The organism is Flavobacterium ovatum (assembly GCF_040703125.1).
GTDB lineage: Bacteria > Bacteroidota > Bacteroidia > Flavobacteriales > Flavobacteriaceae > Flavobacterium > Flavobacterium ovatum.
On the sequence record NZ_CP160035.1, the window covers coordinates 2,494,975 to 2,517,236 of the forward strand.

Below are 22,262 nucleotides of genomic sequence, written 5' to 3' on the forward strand. Positions count from 1 at the left end.
ACGGCAAAACCTAATAAATGGGTTTTTGCCGTTATTTATATGTTATAAATCAAATATGGTTATCCGCAGCTAGTACTAAACTATAAAAAAGACAGGGATGATGATTATTTCAACTGATTTTTTGAGAATCCTTATAAATTTATAGGAAACACCGTCATCTATGTTTTAGTTCGTTTAGTCAATAACCATTGGTTTTTTGTATTTTATAGCTTTGTATACTTTAAGAGCTTCTTTTAAGATTTGAACTGAACGGATTAAATCTTCCTTTTTCAAGACATAAGCCATACGAACTTGGTTTTTTCCCATTCCTGGAGTCGAATAAAATCCTGCTGCAGGAGCAATCATTACGGTTTCTCCGTCCAATTCGTAATTTTTTAATAACCATTTCGCAAAATGATCGGTATCTTTTACTGGAAGTTGTACAATGCAATAAAAAGCTGCTTTTGGAAGTGTTACTTCAACACCTTCAATTTTAAGCAATTCAGTTATTAATGTATCTCTTCTTATCTTGTACTCTTTAATTGTTTTTGTGAAATAACTTTTTGGAGTATCTAGAGCAGCTTCACAGGCAATTTGTTCAATAGTTGGAGGGCATAAACGCGCTTGTGCAAATTTCATTGCAGTAGCGATTACTTCTTTGTTTTTGGTAACCATACAACCAATACGAGCACCACACATACTATATCTTTTGGATACAGAGTCAATCATGATAACGTTTTGTTCTAGGCCTACAAGGTTCATTACAGAATAATGAATATCTTCTTTGTCGTAAATAAATTCACGATATACTTCATCAGCAATTAGAAACAAATCATGTCTTTTGACTAATTCTCCTAATTGTTGTATTTCTTGTTCTGAATATAAATTACCAGTAGGGTTACTAGGATTACAAATTAAAATCGCTTTGGTTCGTGGCGTGATTAAGCTTTCAAATTTCTCAATAGAAGGTAGAGCAAAACCATCTTCAAAGCTAGAAGTTACAGGGATTACCTTTGCACCAGACTCTTCAGAAAAGGCACTATAGTTAGCATAAAAAGGCTCTGGGATAATTACTTCATCACCTGGGTCCATAATACTACCCATAGCAAATAATAAAGCTTCAGATCCACCGGTGGTAATCATAACATCTTTAGTATCTACATTGACACGTTGTCTTTTGTAAAATTGAGCTAGTTTTTTTCTATAGGATTTATTCCCTTCAGAGGGACCGTATTCAATTACATCTAATTCAATGTTTTTGATAGCTTGTATGGCTTTTTCAGGACTTTTGATGTCTGGTTGGCCAATGTTAAGGTGGTAAACTTTTAATCCTTTTCTATTTGCAATATCTGCAAATGGAGCTAGTTTACGTATTGGGGATTGAGGCATTTTGCGTCCTCTTATTGATATATTAGGCATGTTACTGAATTTGGTGCAAATTTGCGATTTTTTTTTGAACTAACTTAATGCTGGATACACAATTTGTAAATATCTAGCAAAAAATGCAAGATATTTATTAAATTTATAAAAACTACTATAACATGGGGAAAATAATCTTATTTTTTTTCTGTTTTCTTCAAATCTTTCCTATTATGGGACAAGATGATTTTCAATTTATAAAAAAAAAGAACAGGGTAAGTTTTTCATTTCAACTCGTAAATAACTTAGTGCTAGTACCTTTAAAAATAAATGGAGTTGAGTTGACTTTTTTATTAGATTCGGGTGTTGCTCAAACTATAGTTTTTAGTATTGATGATCAAAATGATTTCGAATTTAAGAATACGCAGAAGGTTTTGTTAAAAGGTTTTGGAAGTGATTATACTGTTCCTGGATTGAAATCTACGGATAATATTTTAGAAGTCAAAGGCATGATATCACGTTCGCATTTGTTATATATAGTTCTAGGGGAAGAATTTAATTTTTCAGAACATCTTGGAGTTCCTGTAAATGGTATTATGGGGTATACTTTTTTAAAAAATAATTTGGTAGAAATTAATTATTCAAGACATAGGATAACAGTTTATGATGATAACAATAGGAATAGAAAAAAAATAGAAGCGAAATTCTCTAAGGTTCCTCTCAGTATTGAAAAAAACAAGCCTTACCTTATTGGAAATGTAAAATTGAATGGAAGTGTTGATTCCTTGAAATTATTAGTAGATATAGGCAATAGCGATTCAATTTGGCTTTTTGAAAATGAGAAAGTAGCAATTCCAAATAAAAATTTTGAAGATTATTTAGGTAAAGGTTTTAGTGGAGATGTTTTTGGTAAAAGGGCTCAAATAGATGAATTTCGATTGCTAGATTTTAAGTTTTCAAACCCTATAGTTGCTTTTCCTGATTCTTCTTCAATAAAATTTTTAAAATTTATTCCTGAAAGAATGGGATCTGTAGGAGGAGAAATTTTAAAAAGATTCACTGTGATTATGGACTATAAAAATAGAGCTATGTATTTAAAACCCAATAAAATGTTCAAAAACCCCTTTTTGTATAATAAAAGTGGCCTTGAGATTATACATGCGGGAATGAAATTAGTAAATATTGAAGATACACGAAAGTCACTTTTATTAAAAACGGCAACAGTTTTTAATTTAAATGTTAAAAATACATCAAGCAATTTTAAGTACAAATTTGAATTAAAACCTATTTATAAAATAGCAAGTGTACGGTTAAATTCCACAGCTGAAAAATCGGGGATTCTAAAAGGAGATATAATTGTTTCAATAAATAAGCATACAGCTGAAAGCTATTCTTATCAAGAGATATATGCTATTTTAAAATCAGAAAACGAAAAATATATTACGATAGAAGTGATTAGAAATGGAAAAAGACACCAATTTAAATTTAAACTAATCGATATTCTATAAAAAAAAATACTCCAAGGTTTTGATTCTTTGGAGTATTTGGTGTGTATTAGTTGGCGATGACATCACCTTTAATTTTTAATGGAATCCTACCTTCGTCATAGTTTACTGCATTCGTTTCTACAGTAATAGTTTTTCTAATTGGTCCCGATGTCATATTGTACTTTATTTCAATTTTCCCTGATTTCCCTGGGAGTACAGAATCCGATGTTTTAGAAAGGATAGTACACCCAGCAGTAGATTGAACCGAATAGATAAGCAATGGGGCGTTTCCTGTATTTGTAAATTCAAATACGCGAATTCCATTGTCGTGATCTTTTGTAATGGTACCAAAATCGATAGTATTGTTTTTGGCTTTGAAATCAATTTTAGCTCCATTTTGTGCGAATCCAATACAGCAAAATAATAGGAATGCGATAAAAGCGGCTATTTTTTTCATGGGTTTTATTTTTGAAAAAGTAAAGATACTTGCTTTTAATTAGGACACAATTTTTTATTTCGCTTTTTATAGTGTACTTAATTATTTACTTTTGTTCCCTAATTGAATTACAAGAATCAGACCAAAGTAGAAAGTTTATATGTTTAAGTGGTTATTTGCTTAATCGATTAAACATATAACCACTTAAACAAATAAAAAATACAATGACAATTCCCGCACAATTTGACGCCGAAACGATTGAGAATAAATGGTATGACTACTGGATGAAAAACAACTATTTTCATTCAGAACCAGATCATAGAACACCTTATACCATTGTGATTCCGCCACCCAATGTCACAGGAGTATTGCACATGGGACATATGTTGAACAATACCATTCAAGATGTTTTGATACGTCGTGCTCGTTTAAAAGGGTTCAATGCTTGCTGGGTTCCTGGTACTGATCACGCCTCTATTGCCACAGAAGCCAAAGTTGTAGCCAAATTAAAGTCGGAAGGAATTAATAAAAATGACCTGACACGCGAGGAGTTCTTGAAGCATGCATGGGATTGGACTGAGAAATACGGTGGAACTATCCTAGAGCAATTGAAACAATTGGGTTGTTCTTGTGACTGGGAACGTACTAAATTTACTATGGATCCGGATATGTCTGCTTCTGTAATCAAATCTTTTGTGGATTTGTACAACAAAGGATTGATTTATCGTGGATACAGAATGGTAAACTGGGATCCAGAAGCCAAAACTACTTTATCCGATGAAGAAGTTATTTTTGAAGAAAGACAAGGAAAATTATATTTCTTAAGATATAAAATAGAAGGATCAGAAGATTATTTAACAATCGCAACGACTCGTCCCGAAACAATTTTTGGAGATTCGGCTATTTGTATTAATCCAAATGACGAACGTTTTGCACATTTAAAGGGTAAAAAAGCGATTGTGCCTATTTGTGGTCGTGTGATTCCTATAATAGAAGACGAATATGTTGATATTGAATTCGGTACGGGTTGCTTGAAAGTAACGCCTGCACACGATATGAATGATAAAACGTTGGGCGAAAAGCACAATCTTGAAATCATTGACATCTTCAATGAAGATGCGACTTTCAATAGTTTTGGTATGCATTACCAAGGGCAAGACCGTTTTGTGGTTCGTGAGGCTATCGCCAAAGAACTGGAAGAAAACGGAGATTTGACCAAAACAGAAGTCCATTTGAATAAGGTAGGAACTTCTGAAAGAACCAAAGCCGTTATCGAACCAAGATTATCTGACCAATGGTTTCTTAAAATGGAAGATTTGGTAAAACCAGCAATCCAATCTGTTTTGGTAGATGGTGATATCAAATTGCATCCAAAACGTTTTGAAAATACTTATGCGCATTGGTTAAACAACATACGTGACTGGAATATCTCTCGCCAATTGTGGTGGGGACAACAAATTCCAGCTTATTTCTACGGAGATGGAAAAGAAGATTTTGTAGTTGCTGAAAATATTGAAGATGCTTTGAAATTGGCGCAAGCTAAAACTTCTAACCCCTCACTTCTAACCTCTGACCTTAGACAAGACGTAGATGCACTAGACACTTGGTTTTCTTCATGGTTGTGGCCAATGTCTGTTTTTGGCGGAATTATGGACCCGGAAAGTGAAGATTTTAAATATTACTATCCAACCAATGATTTGGTTACCGGTCCAGACATTTTGTTTTTCTGGGTAGCGCGTATGATCATTGCTGGATATGAATATGCCGATGCAAAACCATTTACCAATGTGTATTTAACAGGTTTGGTACGTGACAAACAAAGGCGTAAAATGTCTAAATCATTGGGTAATTCGCCTGAACCATTAGAATTAATCAAGAAATTTGGTGCTGATGGAGTGCGTGTAGGATTGCTATTGAGTGCTTCTGCAGGAAACGATATCATGTTTGATGAAGAATTATGCAACCAAGGAAAAGGATTTTCGAATAAAATTTGGAACGCCTTCAAATTGATTAAAGGATGGGAAGTTTCTAGCGAAATTGAGCAACCAGAATCATCAAAAGTGGCCATCGAATGGTACGAAGCTAAATTCCAACAAGTATTAGCTGAGATTGAAGATAATTTTGATAAATATAGAATTTCAGAAGCTTTAATGGCAATCTACAAACTCGTTTGGGATGATTTCTGTTCATGGTTCTTAGAAATGATCAAGCCGGGCTACCAACAACCAATTGATAGCGTAACTTTTGCGAAAGCGATAGAAATGCTTGAAAATAACATAAAATTGTTGCATCCTTTCATGCCGTTCTTAACGGAAGAAATTTGGCAATTAATCGCCGAAAGAACTCCAAAAGAAGCTTTGATTGTTTCGACTTGGCCAGAAGCAAAACCATTCAACGCTAATTTGATTGCTGATTTTGACATCACCATGGACGTAATTTCGGGAATTAGAACGATTCGTAAAGACAAAAACATTCCATTCAAGGATACTATTGAGTTGAAAGCGATCAATAATGATGCGATTTCGACTTACTTTGATACTGTTGTAACCAAATTGGGGAATATATCTTCTTTTGAATACGTAGCCGAAAAAGTGGATGGAGCACTTTCTTACCGTGTGAACTCGAATGAATATTTTATTCCAGTTGCTGGAAATATTGATGTAGCTGCCGAAATTGAAAAACTAACGGCCGAATTGGTGTACACAAAAGGTTTCTTGAAATCTGTACAAGGCAAATTATCGAATGAGAAATTTGTAGCGGGTGCACCCGAAAAAGTTATCGCAAACGAAAGACAAAAAGAAGCAGATGCGCTTGCAAAAATCGAAACTATTGAACAAAGTATTGCTGGTTTGAAGTAATACTGTAATTGATTTATACCTCAAAAGGCTGTCCACAAGACAGCCTTTTTTGTTGAATAGTAAAAACGAATTAGAAGTTTCAGGAGCAGAAAGAATCTTTTTCATAAATTAGCCTCCGTCCTGCTCTACATTATATCTCTTGTATTTGCTAACGCATACAAGAGGATGCCATTGCGATCAGGGCTATCAAGAAATTATTTTTTTCTATTTACGAAAATATAAAGAGCATTCATAAAACCCATTGGTGCTGTTTGCAGTATATAAGTTGGAATTACAAATCTACGAAGGGTTCTAAATCCTTCGTGGGTGTGTAAATCAACCAATTTTTAAAATATAAATGAAATAATGTCAGGGATGTGATTTTTTTGCGTCTATAAAAATATGAATGGCAAAAATAATTTAAATACAACAACAACTGCGATTTTGCTTTTTGCTCAAACTGAGCGAACTGAGGCATTGTCCAAAAAAATTAGTTCTTACTCCAAGAACAATATTTTGTTGTGGAAAAAATTAAACCAAAAGGCAATTCATACAGTTCAAAAAACAAAATTACCTTATTTTATTTCGGATGAAACGACCCAGATAGGAACAAATTTTGGAACCAAAATTACTGCTGCAGTTCAATCAGTATTCGATCAAGGTTTTGAAAAAGTCATTGTGATAGGTAATGACAGTTTGGCAATGTCGTCCACCGTATTATTGCATGCTACACAAAGACTACAAGAACAAGACATCGTTTTAGGTTCTGATTGGAATGGTGGTGTGTACTTAATGGGAATCTCAAAAAAGGTTTTTAATCCAAAGGAGTTTGAAGCGATTGCTTGGCAAAGTCATACTGTTTTTAAGGGTTTGAAAGACCATTTTGAAAATCTAAATATTTTTTTACTTCCGAGATTAAAGGATTGTAATGATACTCGTTCCTTTCGAGAATCTGCTTCAAGGTTACATTATTTCTCCAAGTTAAGAGCCTTTTTAATGGCATTGATGCAGGAACGTTTTTCTTTTTTTACCTTGGAAACAGTTACTTATTTTACTGCTTATTTTAAACAATTTTACAATAAAGGGTCGCCTGAACTTGCTTAAACTTTAGACCAAGAACAAAATTTTAAGGAGTCACTTTTTTTATAATCTATGAAACAACTTTTTATCTGGGCCTTGCTTTGCATTTCGACCTTTGCTATGGCTCAACAAGACCTTACCGTCGCTATCATTGATGGAGACGACCAAAAACCAGTATCCAATATTACAATTAAACTAGTAAATACTGCTAGAAATGTATCCATAGTACAAACAACAAACGCGCAAGGGAAAGCCATTTTTCGTGGGATCCCAGCTTTAGACGGTTATCAAGTTTTGTTTGCGGGAAACATCCTGTTAGCCCCTACAAGTTCTGAAATGTTGAGCATTCGCTCCAATGAAAGTCCAAACATAAATTTGGTTTTGCAAAAGGCCAATGGTCAACAATTGAATGAAATTGTTATCGCAACAGGTTCGGGTTCCAAAATAAATAGGAGGGATGCTGAGGTTTCATTCGAGATGAAAGCAGCCGAAATTCAGGAAATTCCTGTAGAAGGTAGGGATGTTACGAGAGTTTTGTACCGTTTACCCAATGTTTCACAAGCGACTGGATTTTATCCAGAAGCTGCCAATGTGAGTATCAACGGTGCAAGTTCTGGATATACTTCGTATTTAATTGATGGATTGGACAACAACGAACGTTTTTTGGGTGGACAGAAATTTGCTATTCCGTCAGGGTTTGTAAAAGATATTACCGTTTTGACCAATAACTTTTCAGCAGAGTATGGTCTAACTGGGAGTGGAATTGTGAATATTACTCCTCGTTCGGGTTCCAATGAAACGACAGCTGAAGTATTCTTTATCACAAGACCTGGCCCGAGTATTGACGGAAAATCGAGTTTTGCTCAACGTGATTTGTCGGGAAACCAAGTTAAGAACGGTTTTGCTCGTTACCAATGGGGTGCGGGTGCTGGTGGTGCCATTGTAAAAGACAAAACCTTTTATTATGTGAATTTTGAACACACGACAGATATAAAAGATAATTTGCTAAATGTTCCAGTTTTGGGAGTGACAGAAAGCATTAGAGGTAACAATCAATTTAATTATTTTTCGACCAAAATAGATCAGATTTGGAACTCAAACTTCAGTTCGTCTTTGCGAGCTAATGTTGGAGTTATTGATATCGAACGTCAAGGTGGTGGTTTGGACGGAGGTTCTACTTTTGCCTCAGCAGGGAATTCACAACAACGCAACAGTATATTATTGGCATTGAAAAACAGCTATAAATTGGGTGATATCTCAGGAGAAACCAATGTACAATACAGCCGCTTTAGATGGAACTACGCCAAACCATTTAACCCGAATAGTTCGCAAGTAACTATTTTGGGGGTAAATGACGAAACTTTAGGCGTAATAGGAAACCCTGGTTATGTGTTTGATGCAATAGAAAACACAATTCAAATTCAGCAAAAAGTAAAATATTATACCGAAAACCATACGTTCAAAGCAGGTTTGAATTTCATTCGTGGAGAACATGAATTATTTGGTGGCGGAAACCCAGTTGGGAATTACAGAGTCAAATTGACACAAACACAAATTGACCAAATTAAGAATAGTGGCGTGGGAGGTGCTTTGAATGTTAATGATATTCCGGCAGATGCACAAGTTTTAAATTATAATGTGGAGTTGAGACCCACATCCTTTGGAACCCATCAAGATATTTATTCGGCCTATATCGAAGATTTATGGTCGGTGACTGATCGATTGAATTTGACTCTGGGTTTGCGATACGATTATGATAATTTATCGAAGGGCGGCAGCGATAAAGGAGATTACAACAACTTTGCACCACGATTTAATTTTAACTATAAACTGAATAATAACAGTAGTTTGCGTGGGGGGTATGGTATTTCATATGATAAAGTAAGTTACGCGGTCTATAGTGATGCATTGCAACAAAATACGACATCGACCAGTTATAAAATAGAGTTGCAGGAATTAAAACGTTTGGGGATATTACCCGCTAGTACCAATATTGATGCGATTACTTATAACGGAAATTTGAATGCTACGGTAAATAATGTTTCTTATTTGAACGGTCCGTCTGCCGCTGATTTGCAGGGACAAAGAGAAACAGTTTTTTCAAACGAAAGAAGGATTCTAAATCCGAATGGTTATAAAAATGCCTACAGCCATGAATTTGCATTGGGGTATCAACTGCAATTATCTGATGATAGATTGTTTTATGTCGATTTAGTACATAATAGAGGAGAGAATTTAACTCGTTTGCGCAATCTAAATGCTGCAGCAGAATATCCAATTGATCCGAATAATGTGGTGATTCGAACTGTAGCGCAAGCAGATGCAAGCCGACCAATTCCGATTGTGAATGGTACTACTACTATCAATGGGCAAACATATACGGGAATAGCGCGAAGTGTAATAATGAGTGAAAACGAAGGCAAGTCACGCTACTACGCCATGAGTTTGAACTATCAAAAAAAGAGAGGTACAGATGATTATTCGTATCGATTGAATTATACACTTTCATCAAGTAAAAATAACACAGACGGAATTAACTTTAGGGCTTCGGATGCGAATAACTACGCCAATGAATGGGGACCTTCTGTAAATGATAGAACCCACAACATTAATGGGATTTACAATTATTATCCCTTCAAAGGGACTACGGTTACTTTTACAGGATTGTTGCAAAGTGGACAACCGATTAATAGGATTCCGATCGGGTTTGGAACCACCGATTTGAATGGTGATGGTGCTAGTTTTGCCGATACCTATACTGGGAATAGCGATCGTTTTCCGGGTGAAAGTCGAAACAATGACCGCTTACCTTGGAATACTACATTTGATCTTGGGTTGCAACACCAATTTGCAATTGGCGGTGATAACAAAATTGAATTGAGAGCCGATATTTTTAATTTGCTTAACGCAGAAAATTTAAGCGGTTACAGTAATAATGCAACGCAAAGTAACCAAATTCAAGGAGGATCGAGCGCTAGTGGTTTGTTTACGCAACGTAATGCGTCGCCTCCGAGACAGTTTCAGTTTGGGGTACGTTATTTGTTTTAGGGATTAGAAACGGGAACTAGGGTTTGCGTTAGGGATAGGAGCGATATCCTTTTGTGAAGCGGTAGCGGAACAAAAGATATAGCGGATAGCCTGGCCCTTGTGGTAACGCCCAATATAATAGATTTATAATTTTTAAATAGTAAAAAATATGTTTGTATTGGATGCAAATAATCCGGAGGCATTGGCCGAATGTTTGAAGGAATTGAATTGGTTGGCAGCTGATGAAAATATTGTTACTTTAACTATACCTGGAGCGGGTAATATGAATTGTGTATTGCGGGTAGATACTGGCAAACGCAGGTTCATCATCAAGCAGTCGCGTGCGTATGTGGAGAAATATCCGCAGGTAGCAGCACCAGAAGAACGTGTTGTTACGGAAGCTGCTTTTTATGACAAAGTAAGGGAAATTCCATTTTTACAAGGGTATATGCCTCGTAAAATAGGCGTAGATGTTTCGAATAAATTGCTTGCGATTGAAGATTTGGGACCAGCAAATGATTGTACTGTACTCTATAATGAAGGTGAACAACTGTCTGAAGAAACCTTTACAAAGTTACTGGAGTATTTGAGTGGACTGCATCAGCAATTTATGAAAAATAAGGTTGATGATGAATTGGAGAATGAGGAGATGCGCAAATTGAATCACGAACATATTTTTAAATATCCGTTTATGGTCGAGAATGGATTTGATTTGGATACCATTCAAGAGGGATTACAAAGTTTGGCATTGCCATTTAAAAATAATTCTTTGTTGCGACAAAAAGTAGAAGTTTTGGGTGGATTGTACTTATCGAAAGGGAAGTATTTATTGCACGGTGATTTTTACCCAGGGAGTTGGTTGCAAACAGAGAAAGGCATAAAAGTTATTGACCCAGAGTTTTGTTTTTATGGTTCAAGAGAATTTGATTTGGCGGTATTTATAGCGCACTTGTATTTGTCTGGACAAAAGGAAGATTTGATTGCATTGGTAGCCGATAAATACGAAGGTTTTGAGCAATTGAACCGCTCGATTTTGAATGGTTTTGTAGGAACAGAAATTATGAGACGCTTGATTGGCTTGGCACAATTGCCATTGGAAATGAATTTGGAACGAAAGAAAACGTTATTGGATTTTGCTAGTAAATTAATTTTGAATGAAAAAATATGAAATATATAATTTATGTTGGACTGTTGCTCTGCACAGGATTTGTAAAGGCGCAAACCAAAGTTTGGTTTGATACCGATTTAATGATTGGAATGCCAGACAAATCGGGACCTAGAGAAGTTGATGATGCTTTTACACTTATTATGGCTTTGAAACAACCACAAATAGAGATTGTAGGAATCAGTTCCATTACTTATGTGGATTATAGTTATAATGTGCTTGTTAAACTATTGGAATGGCACAACAAGGGAGCTGCAATTCCGGTGTACAAAGGTTCACCAAATGCAGATGATTTGGGGGTTGAAAATGACGGAACAAGAGCGCTATATGAAGCTTTGAAAAAAGAGAAATTAATCATATTGGCTTTGGGACCGCTGACCAATGTGGCTACATTGATAAAAAATCATCCTGATATTATTCCACAAATTGAGAAAATAAGTATTTGCGCAGCACGAACGCCAGATTTACCATTTAACCCCGGTCATGGAAAGCTAAATGTTTTTGATTACAATTATGAGTTGGATTACGAATCTATGAATGTAGTTTTGCAATCCTCGATTCCGTTGGTGTTTGCAGGTTACGAGCCGAGTTCGTACACCTTTATTGGTAATATTGACTTGGCAAGTTTGGACCTAAGTCTAGAAGCAGACAAATGGCTGTTTGACATTGTACAACCATGGATGGAAAAAAACGAACGCTTTTTTGGAATACGAGGTTTTATCCCGTTTGATTGTTCGACTTTAGGTGTGATTACACATCCGGAATTTTTTACGTACTATAAAGACATTCCCATTAAAGTAACGTACAAAAAGAATGATGCTTTGAAAGTACAGCCGAAAGTACCGTACAAAAATTTCTTGGAGGTTTCGTATGATTTTAAAACCAAAAAGAAAGTTGATTATGCCAGACGTGCTTTACTAGGTTTTGAAGAGAAAATTTTAGAAACATTGTCGGTTAATAAATAGAAACGTTTCTTACATCAAAAATCCCATTTGCTCAATTGTTCAAGTGGGATTTTTTTTAGATGTAATTGTCTTTTGTGAATTAGAATATATACTTCAATGATGTTAAAACTTGGCGTGGAGCAATTGGATTGGCACTATAATTTTCATGCACCGTATAATTGAGTTCGTTGGTAATGTTTGATAATTTGCACAAGAGAGACAATTTTTTCCAAGAGTATCCCAGAGAAAGGTCAATTGTAGCATATCCATCAACAGGAACCTCTCTGTCTTGAATGATTAGAGTACCAGGATTTATGGTGTCATCGATGTAGCGGTTGTTCCAACCTGCAATTCGGTTACCAATGTAATTTCCAATAGCTCCAACTGCTAATCCTTTAAGTTTACCTGTTTGTAGGGTGTAGAAAAAACTAAGGTTTGCTGTATTTGCTGGAGTTCTAGCCACGCGATCCCCTTCAATAGAGTTCCCAACTGCTACGGTAGTATTTACAAATCGCATATCATTATGGCTGTATCCTGCATTGATGTTAAACCCTTCCGTTGGGCGCGCAGTAAGGTCAATTTCGATACCTTTACTTCTGGTTGCTCCACTCAATACTTTTAGACTGGTGTCGGTATTGGCAGAACCATCTGCTTTGTATTGTGCTGTTTGAACTAGGTTGCTGTTCGAAATTTGGTACACAGTCACATTAGTACACAAAATTCCTCGCCAGAAATCGGTTTTAATTCCTGCTTCGTATTGGTCAATAATCGAAGCTTGTACTGGTTTTAAATCTACTGTTGTACCAGACGTATTTGGAGTAAAGGAGTTAGAATAGCTAGAGAAAATAGTAATGTCCTTTGTTGGTTGGTAGACCAAACCTACTTTTGGAGAAAAGGCATTATCCAAAGTTTTTGCCGCAATAGTTGGGACGTTATTTTCTGGAGCTACAGTTTGAAATTTGTTGACCAAGGTTTCTTTGTAAGTCGAAGCTTCGGACTCAATCCAAGACCAACGAATACCGGCAAGAACTTTGAATTTATCGGTTAACGAAATCAAATCTTGAAAATAGGCTCCAAAACGTTGGGAGTCTGTATTTACAATTTGTGTTGCTCTAGAATCAAAAGGAGCAACTGTACTTTGTGTACTTAGGTCGTAGTTGAAGAGATTAATAGCGGTGTCCTCTGTCGTTTTTGTGTTTCCTGCAGCGTCAAAAAAAGTATAGGTATGGGCTATTGCCAAAGAATTTTCATAATCGAGACCTGTGAAAATTTGGTGCTTGATGGTTCCTGTATTAAAAATTCCTTGTATGCTAAATTGATCGCCAAATATTCTCTCCTTGTTATTGCTTTGTGTTAAACCTCTTTTCCAGTCACCACGGGTTGTGTAAGCATCTAAATCAGATAATTGTGCGGTAGATTTAGAACGTCTGTCATAATTTTGGTAAGAAGTATTAAAGCTAAGCTTCCAGTTTTTATTAAAATCGTGATTTAATAATGCCGAAGCACTAGATGATTTTGTGTTTCCTGTTGACCATAACGCACCATAATAATTGTTACGTGGTAAATCTAGAATTTCTTTTCCAATGATTCCGGTACCAAAATCAGGAGTCCAGTCGGCGCTCAGATAATCTCCTTGAACTGTAATTTGTGTTTTATCGCTAATGTCGAATAAAAAAGATGGGTTGTAATAGATACGTTCATTTTTCACCACATCTCTAAAGCTCTCTGAGTTTTCGTAAGAACCAGTGAAGCGGTAGGCGATTGATTTGTTTATCGGTCCATAAAAATCAATTGATGGTTTGTAGAATGCATAACTTCCAGCTTGTATATTTATTTCGCCACCTTTGGTAAATTGAGGTGTTTTGGTTACCATATTAAGAATTCCTCCAGGTGTTACGTTACCAAATAATAACGCGGAACTTCCTTTTAAAAATTCTACTCTTTCTAATGAGGATACTTCAGGAATGGAACCAGCATTGTAACGAAAACCGTTTTTCAACATATTATTATTAGACATTTCATATCCTCTTGACCAAAACGATTCTTGAGCTCCACCACGAGCAGAACCTACATAGACTCCGTTGACATTTTTGATTACATCACTCAAACGAATGGCTTGTTGTTGCGCTATGATTTCACTACCAATTACTTGCACGCTTTGAGGCAAATCCATTGGTTTAATTCCAGATCTTGAAACACAAATTGGTTTAGGTGGTTTATTTCCAGTAACAATAATTTCTTTAAGGACTTCTCCTTTTCTGTTTTTTATAGTATCGTATTCTATTTCATATTCTTCAGTTGAAGCAGAATAACGTTCAATAGAGGCGATTTCTTGGGCTTGTAGTGTCAGTCCGATTATGGTGGTCAAAAATAAAATAGCGTTTTTCATGCGTTTATTTAGATTAATTAAAAATAAAAATGCAAATGTAATTTCTGAAACCGTAAAAACAAAACTTATTTAGAATAAATAAAAATAATAAATCAGTGTTTTTTTTAACTTGTTGTTTTGTAGTTATTTGGACATTGCGAAACGTATAGTCTATAGGAGAAATGGAGTGTTAAGCGTGCTGGAAAGTGTGTTTTTTAAGAGGGAATAAAATTATTTCCTGGAGATATTGACTTATAATCTCAATGCAAATTGATTAAAAATTCATTTAACATTAATTAACATTTTCATTTGTTATAGGTTAAACAAGTTTGTTTATTTTTGCGTCATGAAAAAGAAATTGATTTTTCGACTTTTTGCACCAGTACTCATATTGCTATTAAGTGGATATGGGACTGCACTAGTTGGTAACTTCGATGGACCTTTTAAAAGTTTTGCATTTGATACAAACTTAAACGCAAACGATCGTCAATTTTTTCAACAGAATGGGGCAGGACTTCTAACAATTAAAAAAGACCAACCGCTTTCTAATAAGAAAAATATAAAGCTTCGTGCTACAGATAATGAAGTTGACGAAGATGAAGTTGACACTTCAGACTCCCCACTAACTTCCAATAATTATTTTGCTACTTTCTATCAATCAGTTTCTTTTGGAGACTATTTGGTTAACTTTAAAGAAAAAGCAAACTTCAAAACAGTTTTTTACAACCTGACCACTTACAAGAAGTATGTCTTGTTTCAGGTTTTTCGTATTTGATTTACAATCGTCTTTCCGCGGCAAAATCTTTTTTGCCAATTTAGTACAATTTAAAAATTTACCACCAAGATCCTTATAGTTTAGTCTATTAAGGCTAGGTTTTACTTGTACTTATTATTTCGATTAAAATTTCACACACACAAAACATTTACTTTAATAAGCTAACTTATTATGAAGAAATTATCTATGCTCGTAAGTCTTTGCGCTTTGATGAGCCTCATTGGTTGTAAAGAACAAAAAGAAGAAAAGAAAGAAGAAGTTAAATTCTTAGTTACCAACCCAGTATTAAAAGACACTGCAATCACAAAAGAGTATGTTTGCAATATTAGTTCCATTCGCCATATTGAATTGAGAGCATTGGAAAAAGGATACCTACAACAAATCTATGTTGGTGAAGGGCAATCAGTCAAAAAAGGACAATTATTGTTTAAGATTATGCCAAACATCTATCAAGCAGAATTAGGGAAGTCCAAAGCTGAAGCAAATTTTGCTGAAATTGAATACCAAAACACCAAAAAATTGTCTGACGCTAATGTAGTTTCAAAAAATGAATTGGCTATGGCCAAAGCAAAGTTGGATAAAGCCAAAGCAGAAATGTCTTTGAATCAAGTACACTTAGACTTTACTGAAATTAGAGCTCCTTTTGATGGTATTATTGACCGTTTTCATGTGAGAGTTGGTAGTTTAGTTGACGAGGGCGATTTACTAACAGAACTTTCAGATAACAGCTCCATGTGGGTTTACTATAATGTTCCGGAAGCGGAGTACCTTGATTATGCTACGAAAGTACATAAAGACACTAAAATGAAAGTCAACTTATTAATGGCTAATAATGAAATATTTGATCAATCAGGAGTGGTTGAAACGATTGAAGCCAACTTTAATAATGAAACTGGAAATATTCCTTTTAGAGCGACTTTTCCAAATCCAAAGCGATTATTAAGACATGGAGAAACGGGTACTATCGAAATGAGATTACCCTATAAAAATGCTATGATTATTCCTCAAAAGGCAACTTTTGAAGTATTAGAAAAAAAGTATGTATATGTAATTGATAAAAATAATGAAATCAAATCAAGAGAAATTACTATCGCTGCAGAGTTGCAACATCTGTTTATTATAAAAGATGGTTTAGCAACAACGGATAAAATTCTACTTGAAGGAATCCGTTTGGTAAAAGAAAACGAAAAAATCGCCTATAAATTAGAAAAAGGAGATGCTGTTTTGTCACATTTAGAGCTATACGCAGAATAATCGAAATCACTTAAAAAGATAAAAACATGTTTAGTAAATTCATACAAAGACCCGTTTTTGCGATAGTAATTTCGATTGTTATTGTATTCATGGGATTGTTGGCAATGTTAAAATTACCAACATCACAATTTCCAGATATTGCCCCTACAACAGTAAATATATTTATTGCTTATCCAGGAGCAAGTGCAGATGTATTGGTGAAGTCTACGCTTATAACTTTGGAGAATGCCATCAATGGTGTTCAAGACATGAGGTATATGGCAACAGATGCAACCAGTGCGGGTGAAGCCACATTGAGAATTATTTTTGAACCAGGAACTGATCCCAATCAGGCTGTTATTAGGGTGAAGACAAGGGTGGATCAAGTAATGCCGTTGTTACCAGAATTGGTTCAACGTGAAGGGGTTATTATTACTCCTATCCAGCCGAGTATGTTGATGTATATCAACTTATATGCTAAGGATAAAAACATGGATGAAAAATTCTTGTACAATTATGCCAATGTAAAAATGCTACCTGAAATCAATAGGATTAAAGGGGTTGCAAGATCACAAATCTTAGGAAGTAGAACCTATGCTATGCGTATTTGGTTAAATCCAGACCGCATGCGTGCTTATAAAGTTTCTACCGAGGAAGTGATGAAAGCGTTGGGGGAACAATCTGTGGTTGGTCGTCCAGGTCGTATCGGACAAAGTTCGGGTATAAAAGCACAATCATTAGAATATGTTTTAACGTATAAAGGAAGATTCAGTGAGCCAAAAGAATACGATAATGTAATTATTCGTGCTAATCCTGATGGTGAAGCAATTCGATTGAAAGATATTGGTAGAGCAGAATTAGGAAGTGAGTTCTTTGATATTTATTCTAATTTAGATGGACATCCATCAGCTTCTATTGTATTAAAACAAAATTACGGTAGTAATGCAACTGAAGTAATTGAAAGAGTAAAAGCAAAAATGGAGGAAATGAAGGAATCTTTCCCTCCAGGTTTAGATTATAAAATCAGTTATGATGTTTCCAAATTCTTAGACGCTTCCATTGATCAAGTTATCGACACTTTGAGAGATGCGTTTATTTTGGTTGCCTTGGTAGTATTTATTTTCTTAGGAGATTGGCGTTCAACTTTGATTCCGATTTTGGCAGTACCCGTTTCGTTAATTGGAGCCTTTTTTGTCATTCAGTTTTTCGGAATTACCATAAATTTAGTTACTCTATTTGCATTAGTACTCGCGATTGGTATTGTGGTCGATGATGCGATTGTCGTCGTCGAGGCCGTCCACGCCAAGTTTGCCGAATTCCCCCATATCTCTCCTTATATGGCGGTTAAAAAAGTTTTAGGAGAAATTAGTGGTGCTATTATAGCAATTACTGCGGTAATGGTTGCAGTGTTTGTACCTATCTCTTTCATGAGTGGTCCAGTAGGAACATTTTATAGACAGTTCTCCATTACGATGGCAAGTGCAATTGTGATTTCGGCAATTATCGCTTTGACATTGACACCTGTTTTATGTGCCATGTTGTTGAAAAATAATCACGGGCAAGAAGTGAAAAAGAATCTATTGACTAAAAGTCTGGATGCTTTCAACCGTGTTTTTGATAAATTAACTGGTAAATATGTGATTTTATTGAAAGCAATTGTGAGCAGAAGAGTATTAACTTTCGCTATTTTAATTGCATTTTGTATTGGTACTTTCTTTGTAAATAAAGTACTTCCTTCAGGGTTTATTCCTAGTGAAGATCAAGGTACTATTTATGCGATTATTCAAACACCTCCAGGATCTACATTAGAAACTACTAATCAAGTTTCACAAAGACTTCAAAAAGTTTGTGAGGACGTAGACGGTGTTGAGTCTGTATCTTCTCTTGCGGGTTATGAAATTATGACAGAAGGTCGTGGATCTAATGCGGGTACCTGTTTGATTAACTTAAAACCATGGGATGAAAGGGAACACAAAGTGACCGAAATCATGGAAGAATTAGAAGAAAAATCAAGAGACCTTGGAGCCAAAATTGAATTTTTTGAGCCACCAGCAATTCCTGGATTTGGTTCATCTGGAGGTTTTTCAATGCGTTTGTTGGATAAAAATACAACAACTGATTACGCAGATTTCGACAAAATCAACAAAACGTTCATGGAGAATTTGGAAAAACGTAAAGAACTATCAGGTTTGTTTACCTTCTTTGCGGCCAATTATCCTCAATATGAATTAGAAGTAGATAATAACTTAGCCATGCAAAAAGGAGTTTCTATTGGTAAAGCAATGGAGAACCTAGATATATTGATTGGTAGTACCTATGAGCAAGGTTTTATTAAATTCAACCGTTTCTTTAAAGTATACGTTCAATCTGATCCAAAATACAGAAGATTACCATCAGATATCTTGAATTTATATATTAAAAACGATAGAGATGAAATGGTTCCTTATTCTGCTTTTATGAGGCTTAAAAAAGGACAAGGACCAAATGAAATTACGCGTTACAATATGTACAACTCTGCGGCAATCCAAGGGCTTCCAGCCAAAGGATATACTACCGCAGATGCAATTCAAGCGGTAAAAGAAGTGGCCGCAGAGACATTGCCAAGAGGGTATGATATTGCTTGGGAAGGTTTGTCTTATGATGAAGCCAGTAGAGGAAACGAGTCTATGTATATTTTTATGATTGTGTTGGCTTTCGTTTATTTAGTACTAGCAGCACAATATGAAAGTTTTATTATTCCGTTGGCGGTAGTGCTTTCTTTACCGGTAGGTATTTTTGGTTCTTTCTTATTGCTGAAATTAATGGGGCTACAAAATGATATTTATGCTCAGATTGGTCTTATCATGCTGGTCGGACTGCTCGGTAAGAATGCCGTGTTGATTGTCGAATTTGCAGTTTTAAAACATCATGAAGGACTGACGGTGTTAGAAGCAGCGATCGAAGGAGCCAGAGTACGTTTTCGTCCTATTTTGATGACTTCGTTTGCCTTTATCGCTGGTTTGATTCCATTGATGGCGGCTTCTGGAGCGGGTGCAATTGGAAACAGAACCTTAGGTTCTGCAGCACTTGGAGGAATGCTTTTTGGAACAGTCTTCGGAGTAATAATTGTACCAGGATTGTACTATATTTTTGGCTCATTGGCAGCAGGAAGAAAACTAATCAAAGGAGAAGAGGAAAACTCATTATCTGACGGATTTGTACACTATATTGATGATTTCACAACAACCGAAGAAAATGATGAAAATGAATAAACTAAATAAATTAAAATACGCAGGTCTAACCTGCGTATTAATAAGTCTAGCTGGTTGTAAAATTCCTTCTGTTGTTCAAAAAGCAGAAAATAAGACAACTCCAGAAGTTTTTGCTAATGCAAGCAATGACACTTTGAATACGGCAAAAACAAAATGGAAGAGTTATTTTACAGATGCCAATTTGAATGAGTTAATTGATAATGCCTTAAAAAACAATCAAGAGCTTAATATCACCATGCAAGAACTAGTGATTGCACAAAGTGAAGTTAGAGCTCGCAAAGGAGAATATTTACCATTTGTAGGATTGAATGCAGGAGCAGGAGTTGATAAAGTAGGGCGCTATACTAATATTGGTGCAAGCGAAGCTACCACTGATATTATGCCAGGGAAGGAAACACCAGAACCGCTTCAAGATTATAAAATAGGTGCTTTTGCAACATGGGAAGCCGATATTTGGGGTAAATTACACAATGCTAAAAAAGCCGCGGTTAGTCGTTATTTAGCAAGTGTAGATGGTCGTAACTTTGTACAAACCAATTTAATTGCCGAAATATCAAATTCGTATTACGAATTATTGGCTTTAGACAATCAATTGGATATTGTAAAACAAAATATTGACATCCAAAGCAATGCGTTAATAATCGTAAAATTGCAGAAAGAATCTGCTCGCGTAACCGAATTGGCTGTACGTCGTTTTGAAGCTCAGGTTTTAAAAACTCGTGGTATGCAGTTTGGAATTCAACAGAAAATTACTGAGACAGAGAATAAAATTAATTTTCTAGTAGGTCGTTTTCCTCAACCAATTGTAAGAGTACATGAAATGTTCGAAAACTTGGTTCCTAGTAAAGTCAATGCAGGAATACCTTCACAATTGTTAGAAAATCGCCCTGATATCAAAAAAGCAGAGATGGAATTAGTAGCAGCAAATTTGGATATAAAAGTAGCCAAAGCACGCTTCTACCCATCAGTTGGGATTTCTGCAGGTATCGGTTTTCAGGCATTTAATGCAAAGTATTTGTTGAGTACACCAGAATCGCTTTTGTATTCTTTTGCGGGTGATTTAGTCGCTCCATTAATCAATAGAAATGCTATAAAAGCAAGTTATATTAGCTCTAATGCTAAGCAAATTCAAGCGGTATATAATTACGAAAGAACCCTTATAAACGCATATGTTGAGGTTGCAAACCAATTGGCAAAAATCAAGAATATGCAACAAAGTTTTGAGTTAAAAGCACAAGAAGTACAAGCTTTGAATCAATCTGTTGGAATTTCAAATGATTTGTTCAAATCGGCTCGTGCTGATTATATGGAAGTGTTGTTGACGCAACGCGACGCATTAGAATCTAAGTTTGAACTTATTGAAACTAAAAAGCAACAAATGAATGCATTTGTTGATATTTATAGAGCCCTTGGAGGCGGATGGAACTAACTGGTAAAGTTAGATTATTTGGTTTTATGTTTTACTTGTGAGGAAAGGTTGTCTGAAAAGACAACCTTTTTTTGTGCGGTATTATGAAATCGATTGCTTATGAAATTATTTTGGGTGTGCCCTCTGAAATCTCGAAGTGTCAGGAGTGTAAAGGCTCTTCGCTACCATTTTTTTTCGGGGCAAAAAAGCCTCAAAAAAGTGTTTTATCCTGACGTTTCGGGACTATTCTTCATCTTTACTTTGTATTTAGTAAAAATCATTAAATTTTTGAGATAAAAGAACTTATTAGTTGATTAAAATATCTGAAAACTACTGGCTGTCCCCCTTTTAATTTCAAATATCAAACAAATTCAGGATATAAGATGATTGCTTTAAGAAAAGATTTTAAATCAAACCATGATTTACATAGTTGTTATTTCACCTTTGCCAAATTATATGTTTCGCTAGCAGATTTACCCAGTTGAACGCCTGAAATTTCAGTTAAAAGCTGACTAGTATTAGTTTGAGAATATTTAATTTTTTGAGGATAATCGTTATTTAAATTCTCAAAAATTAGTTGATTCTCTACAGATTCCTTAGATAAGAATAGAATTGGTTGATTGTTGTTCTGACCCTTTATCGTAGTTTTGTAGGTTAGGTTTTCATCTGTTTGTTGTAAAACAATCATTTCTTTATGAATGGTGTCTTCTCCTCTAATAAAAAAAGAAGTAGCGTTCAAAGTACTATCGTTGACTTTTACCCATTTTTCAATAATGATGCCTTCATCATTTTTTTGTTCCCAATTCCCCAGTATCCATTCCGTTGAACGGATGAGTTTCTTATCTGCTTTTGTGCTTTTTTCGCAAGAAACTAGAGCTATAATTATAGATAAAAGAGTAATTCTTTGAATCAT

Annotated in this window: 14 protein-coding genes; 10 read left to right on the plus strand and 4 right to left on the minus strand. The window is 35.3% G+C overall.

The annotated features are described in order from the left end of the window. Positions 1–174: 174 nt before the first annotated feature. Positions 175–1,398: a pyridoxal phosphate-dependent aminotransferase gene (locus ABZP37_RS10550; RefSeq protein ID WP_366182835.1), complete on the minus strand. Its 1,224-nt coding sequence runs from the start codon at positions 1,396–1,398 to the stop codon at positions 175–177. Positions 1,399–1,520: 122 nt separating this feature from the next. Between ABZP37_RS10550 and ABZP37_RS10555 the strand changes: the two genes are divergently transcribed. After that, positions 1,521–2,846 carry a PDZ domain-containing protein gene (locus tag ABZP37_RS10555; RefSeq protein ID WP_366182836.1) on the plus strand — a complete coding sequence of 442 codons (1,326 nt, stop codon included), beginning with the start codon at positions 1,521–1,523 and terminating at the stop codon, positions 2,844–2,846. Between the two features lie 46 nt (positions 2,847–2,892). On the opposite strand, the gene ABZP37_RS10560 is transcribed toward ABZP37_RS10555, so the two are convergent. Beyond that, a complete protein-coding gene (locus ABZP37_RS10560; RefSeq protein ID WP_366182837.1) occupies positions 2,893–3,282 on the minus strand; it encodes a DUF1573 domain-containing protein in 390 nt (129 codons plus the stop codon). A gap of 203 nt (positions 3,283–3,485) precedes the next feature. Here ABZP37_RS10560 and ABZP37_RS10565 point away from each other — a divergent pair, with 203 nt between their 5' ends. The 5 genes from ABZP37_RS10565 to ABZP37_RS10585 all read left to right on the plus strand — a co-directional run bounded on the left by ABZP37_RS10565 (position 3,486) and on the right by ABZP37_RS10585 (position 12,335). Then, the gene (locus ABZP37_RS10565; RefSeq protein WP_366182839.1) at positions 3,486–6,119 is read left to right on the plus strand and encodes a valine--tRNA ligase; all 2,634 of its coding nucleotides are present in this window, start codon (positions 3,486–3,488) and stop codon (positions 6,117–6,119) included. A gap of 381 nt (positions 6,120–6,500) precedes the next feature. Then, positions 6,501–7,202 carry a DUF2064 domain-containing protein gene (locus ABZP37_RS10570; protein ID WP_366182841.1) on the plus strand — a complete coding sequence of 234 codons (702 nt, stop codon included), beginning with the start codon at positions 6,501–6,503 and terminating at the stop codon, positions 7,200–7,202. A 48-nt stretch (positions 7,203–7,250) separates the two neighbouring features. Continuing rightward, positions 7,251–10,226, plus strand: coding sequence for a TonB-dependent receptor (locus ABZP37_RS10575; protein WP_366182843.1), 2,976 nt, complete (start codon positions 7,251–7,253; stop codon positions 10,224–10,226). A 148-nt stretch (positions 10,227–10,374) separates the two neighbouring features. Next, on the plus strand, positions 10,375–11,373 hold the full coding sequence (locus tag ABZP37_RS10580) for a phosphotransferase (RefSeq protein ID WP_366182845.1): 999 nt from the start codon (positions 10,375–10,377) through the stop codon (positions 11,371–11,373). After that, positions 11,370–12,335 (plus strand): nucleoside hydrolase, encoded by a 966-nt coding sequence (locus ABZP37_RS10585; RefSeq protein WP_366182847.1) that lies wholly within the window; start codon positions 11,370–11,372, stop codon positions 12,333–12,335. Before ABZP37_RS10580 ends, ABZP37_RS10585 begins: the two co-directional genes overlap by 4 nt. A 79-nt stretch (positions 12,336–12,414) precedes the next feature. Here the strand turns inward: ABZP37_RS10585 and ABZP37_RS10590 are convergent, their stop codons facing one another. Next, positions 12,415–14,703: a TonB-dependent siderophore receptor gene (locus tag ABZP37_RS10590; protein ID WP_366182849.1), complete on the minus strand. Its 2,289-nt coding sequence runs from the start codon at positions 14,701–14,703 to the stop codon at positions 12,415–12,417. A gap of 325 nt (positions 14,704–15,028) precedes the next feature. Between ABZP37_RS10590 and ABZP37_RS10595 the strand changes: the two genes are divergently transcribed. The 4 genes from ABZP37_RS10595 (at position 15,029) to ABZP37_RS10610 (ending at position 21,370) form a co-directional block, all read left to right on the plus strand. Continuing rightward, the gene (locus ABZP37_RS10595) at positions 15,029–15,457 is read left to right on the plus strand and encodes a hypothetical protein (RefSeq protein WP_366182851.1); all 429 of its coding nucleotides are present in this window, start codon (positions 15,029–15,031) and stop codon (positions 15,455–15,457) included. Between the two features lie 171 nt (positions 15,458–15,628). Next, a complete protein-coding gene (locus tag ABZP37_RS10600; protein WP_366182853.1) occupies positions 15,629–16,711 on the plus strand; it encodes an efflux RND transporter periplasmic adaptor subunit in 1,083 nt (360 codons plus the stop codon). 26 nt (positions 16,712–16,737) lie between these two features. Then, complete coding sequence (locus ABZP37_RS10605; protein ID WP_366182854.1) at positions 16,738–19,941, plus strand: efflux RND transporter permease subunit; 3,204 nt, start codon at positions 16,738–16,740, stop codon at positions 19,939–19,941. Beyond that, positions 19,928–21,370, plus strand: a complete 1,443-nt coding sequence (locus ABZP37_RS10610; RefSeq protein WP_366187525.1) for an efflux transporter outer membrane subunit — start codon at positions 19,928–19,930, stop codon at positions 21,368–21,370. Before ABZP37_RS10605 ends, ABZP37_RS10610 begins: the two co-directional genes overlap by 14 nt. A 412-nt stretch (positions 21,371–21,782) precedes the next feature. Here ABZP37_RS10610 and ABZP37_RS10615 read toward each other — a convergent pair whose 3' ends face one another. Then, the gene (locus ABZP37_RS10615) at positions 21,783–22,262 is read right to left on the minus strand and encodes a DUF6265 family protein (RefSeq protein ID WP_366182856.1); all 480 of its coding nucleotides are present in this window, start codon (positions 22,260–22,262) and stop codon (positions 21,783–21,785) included.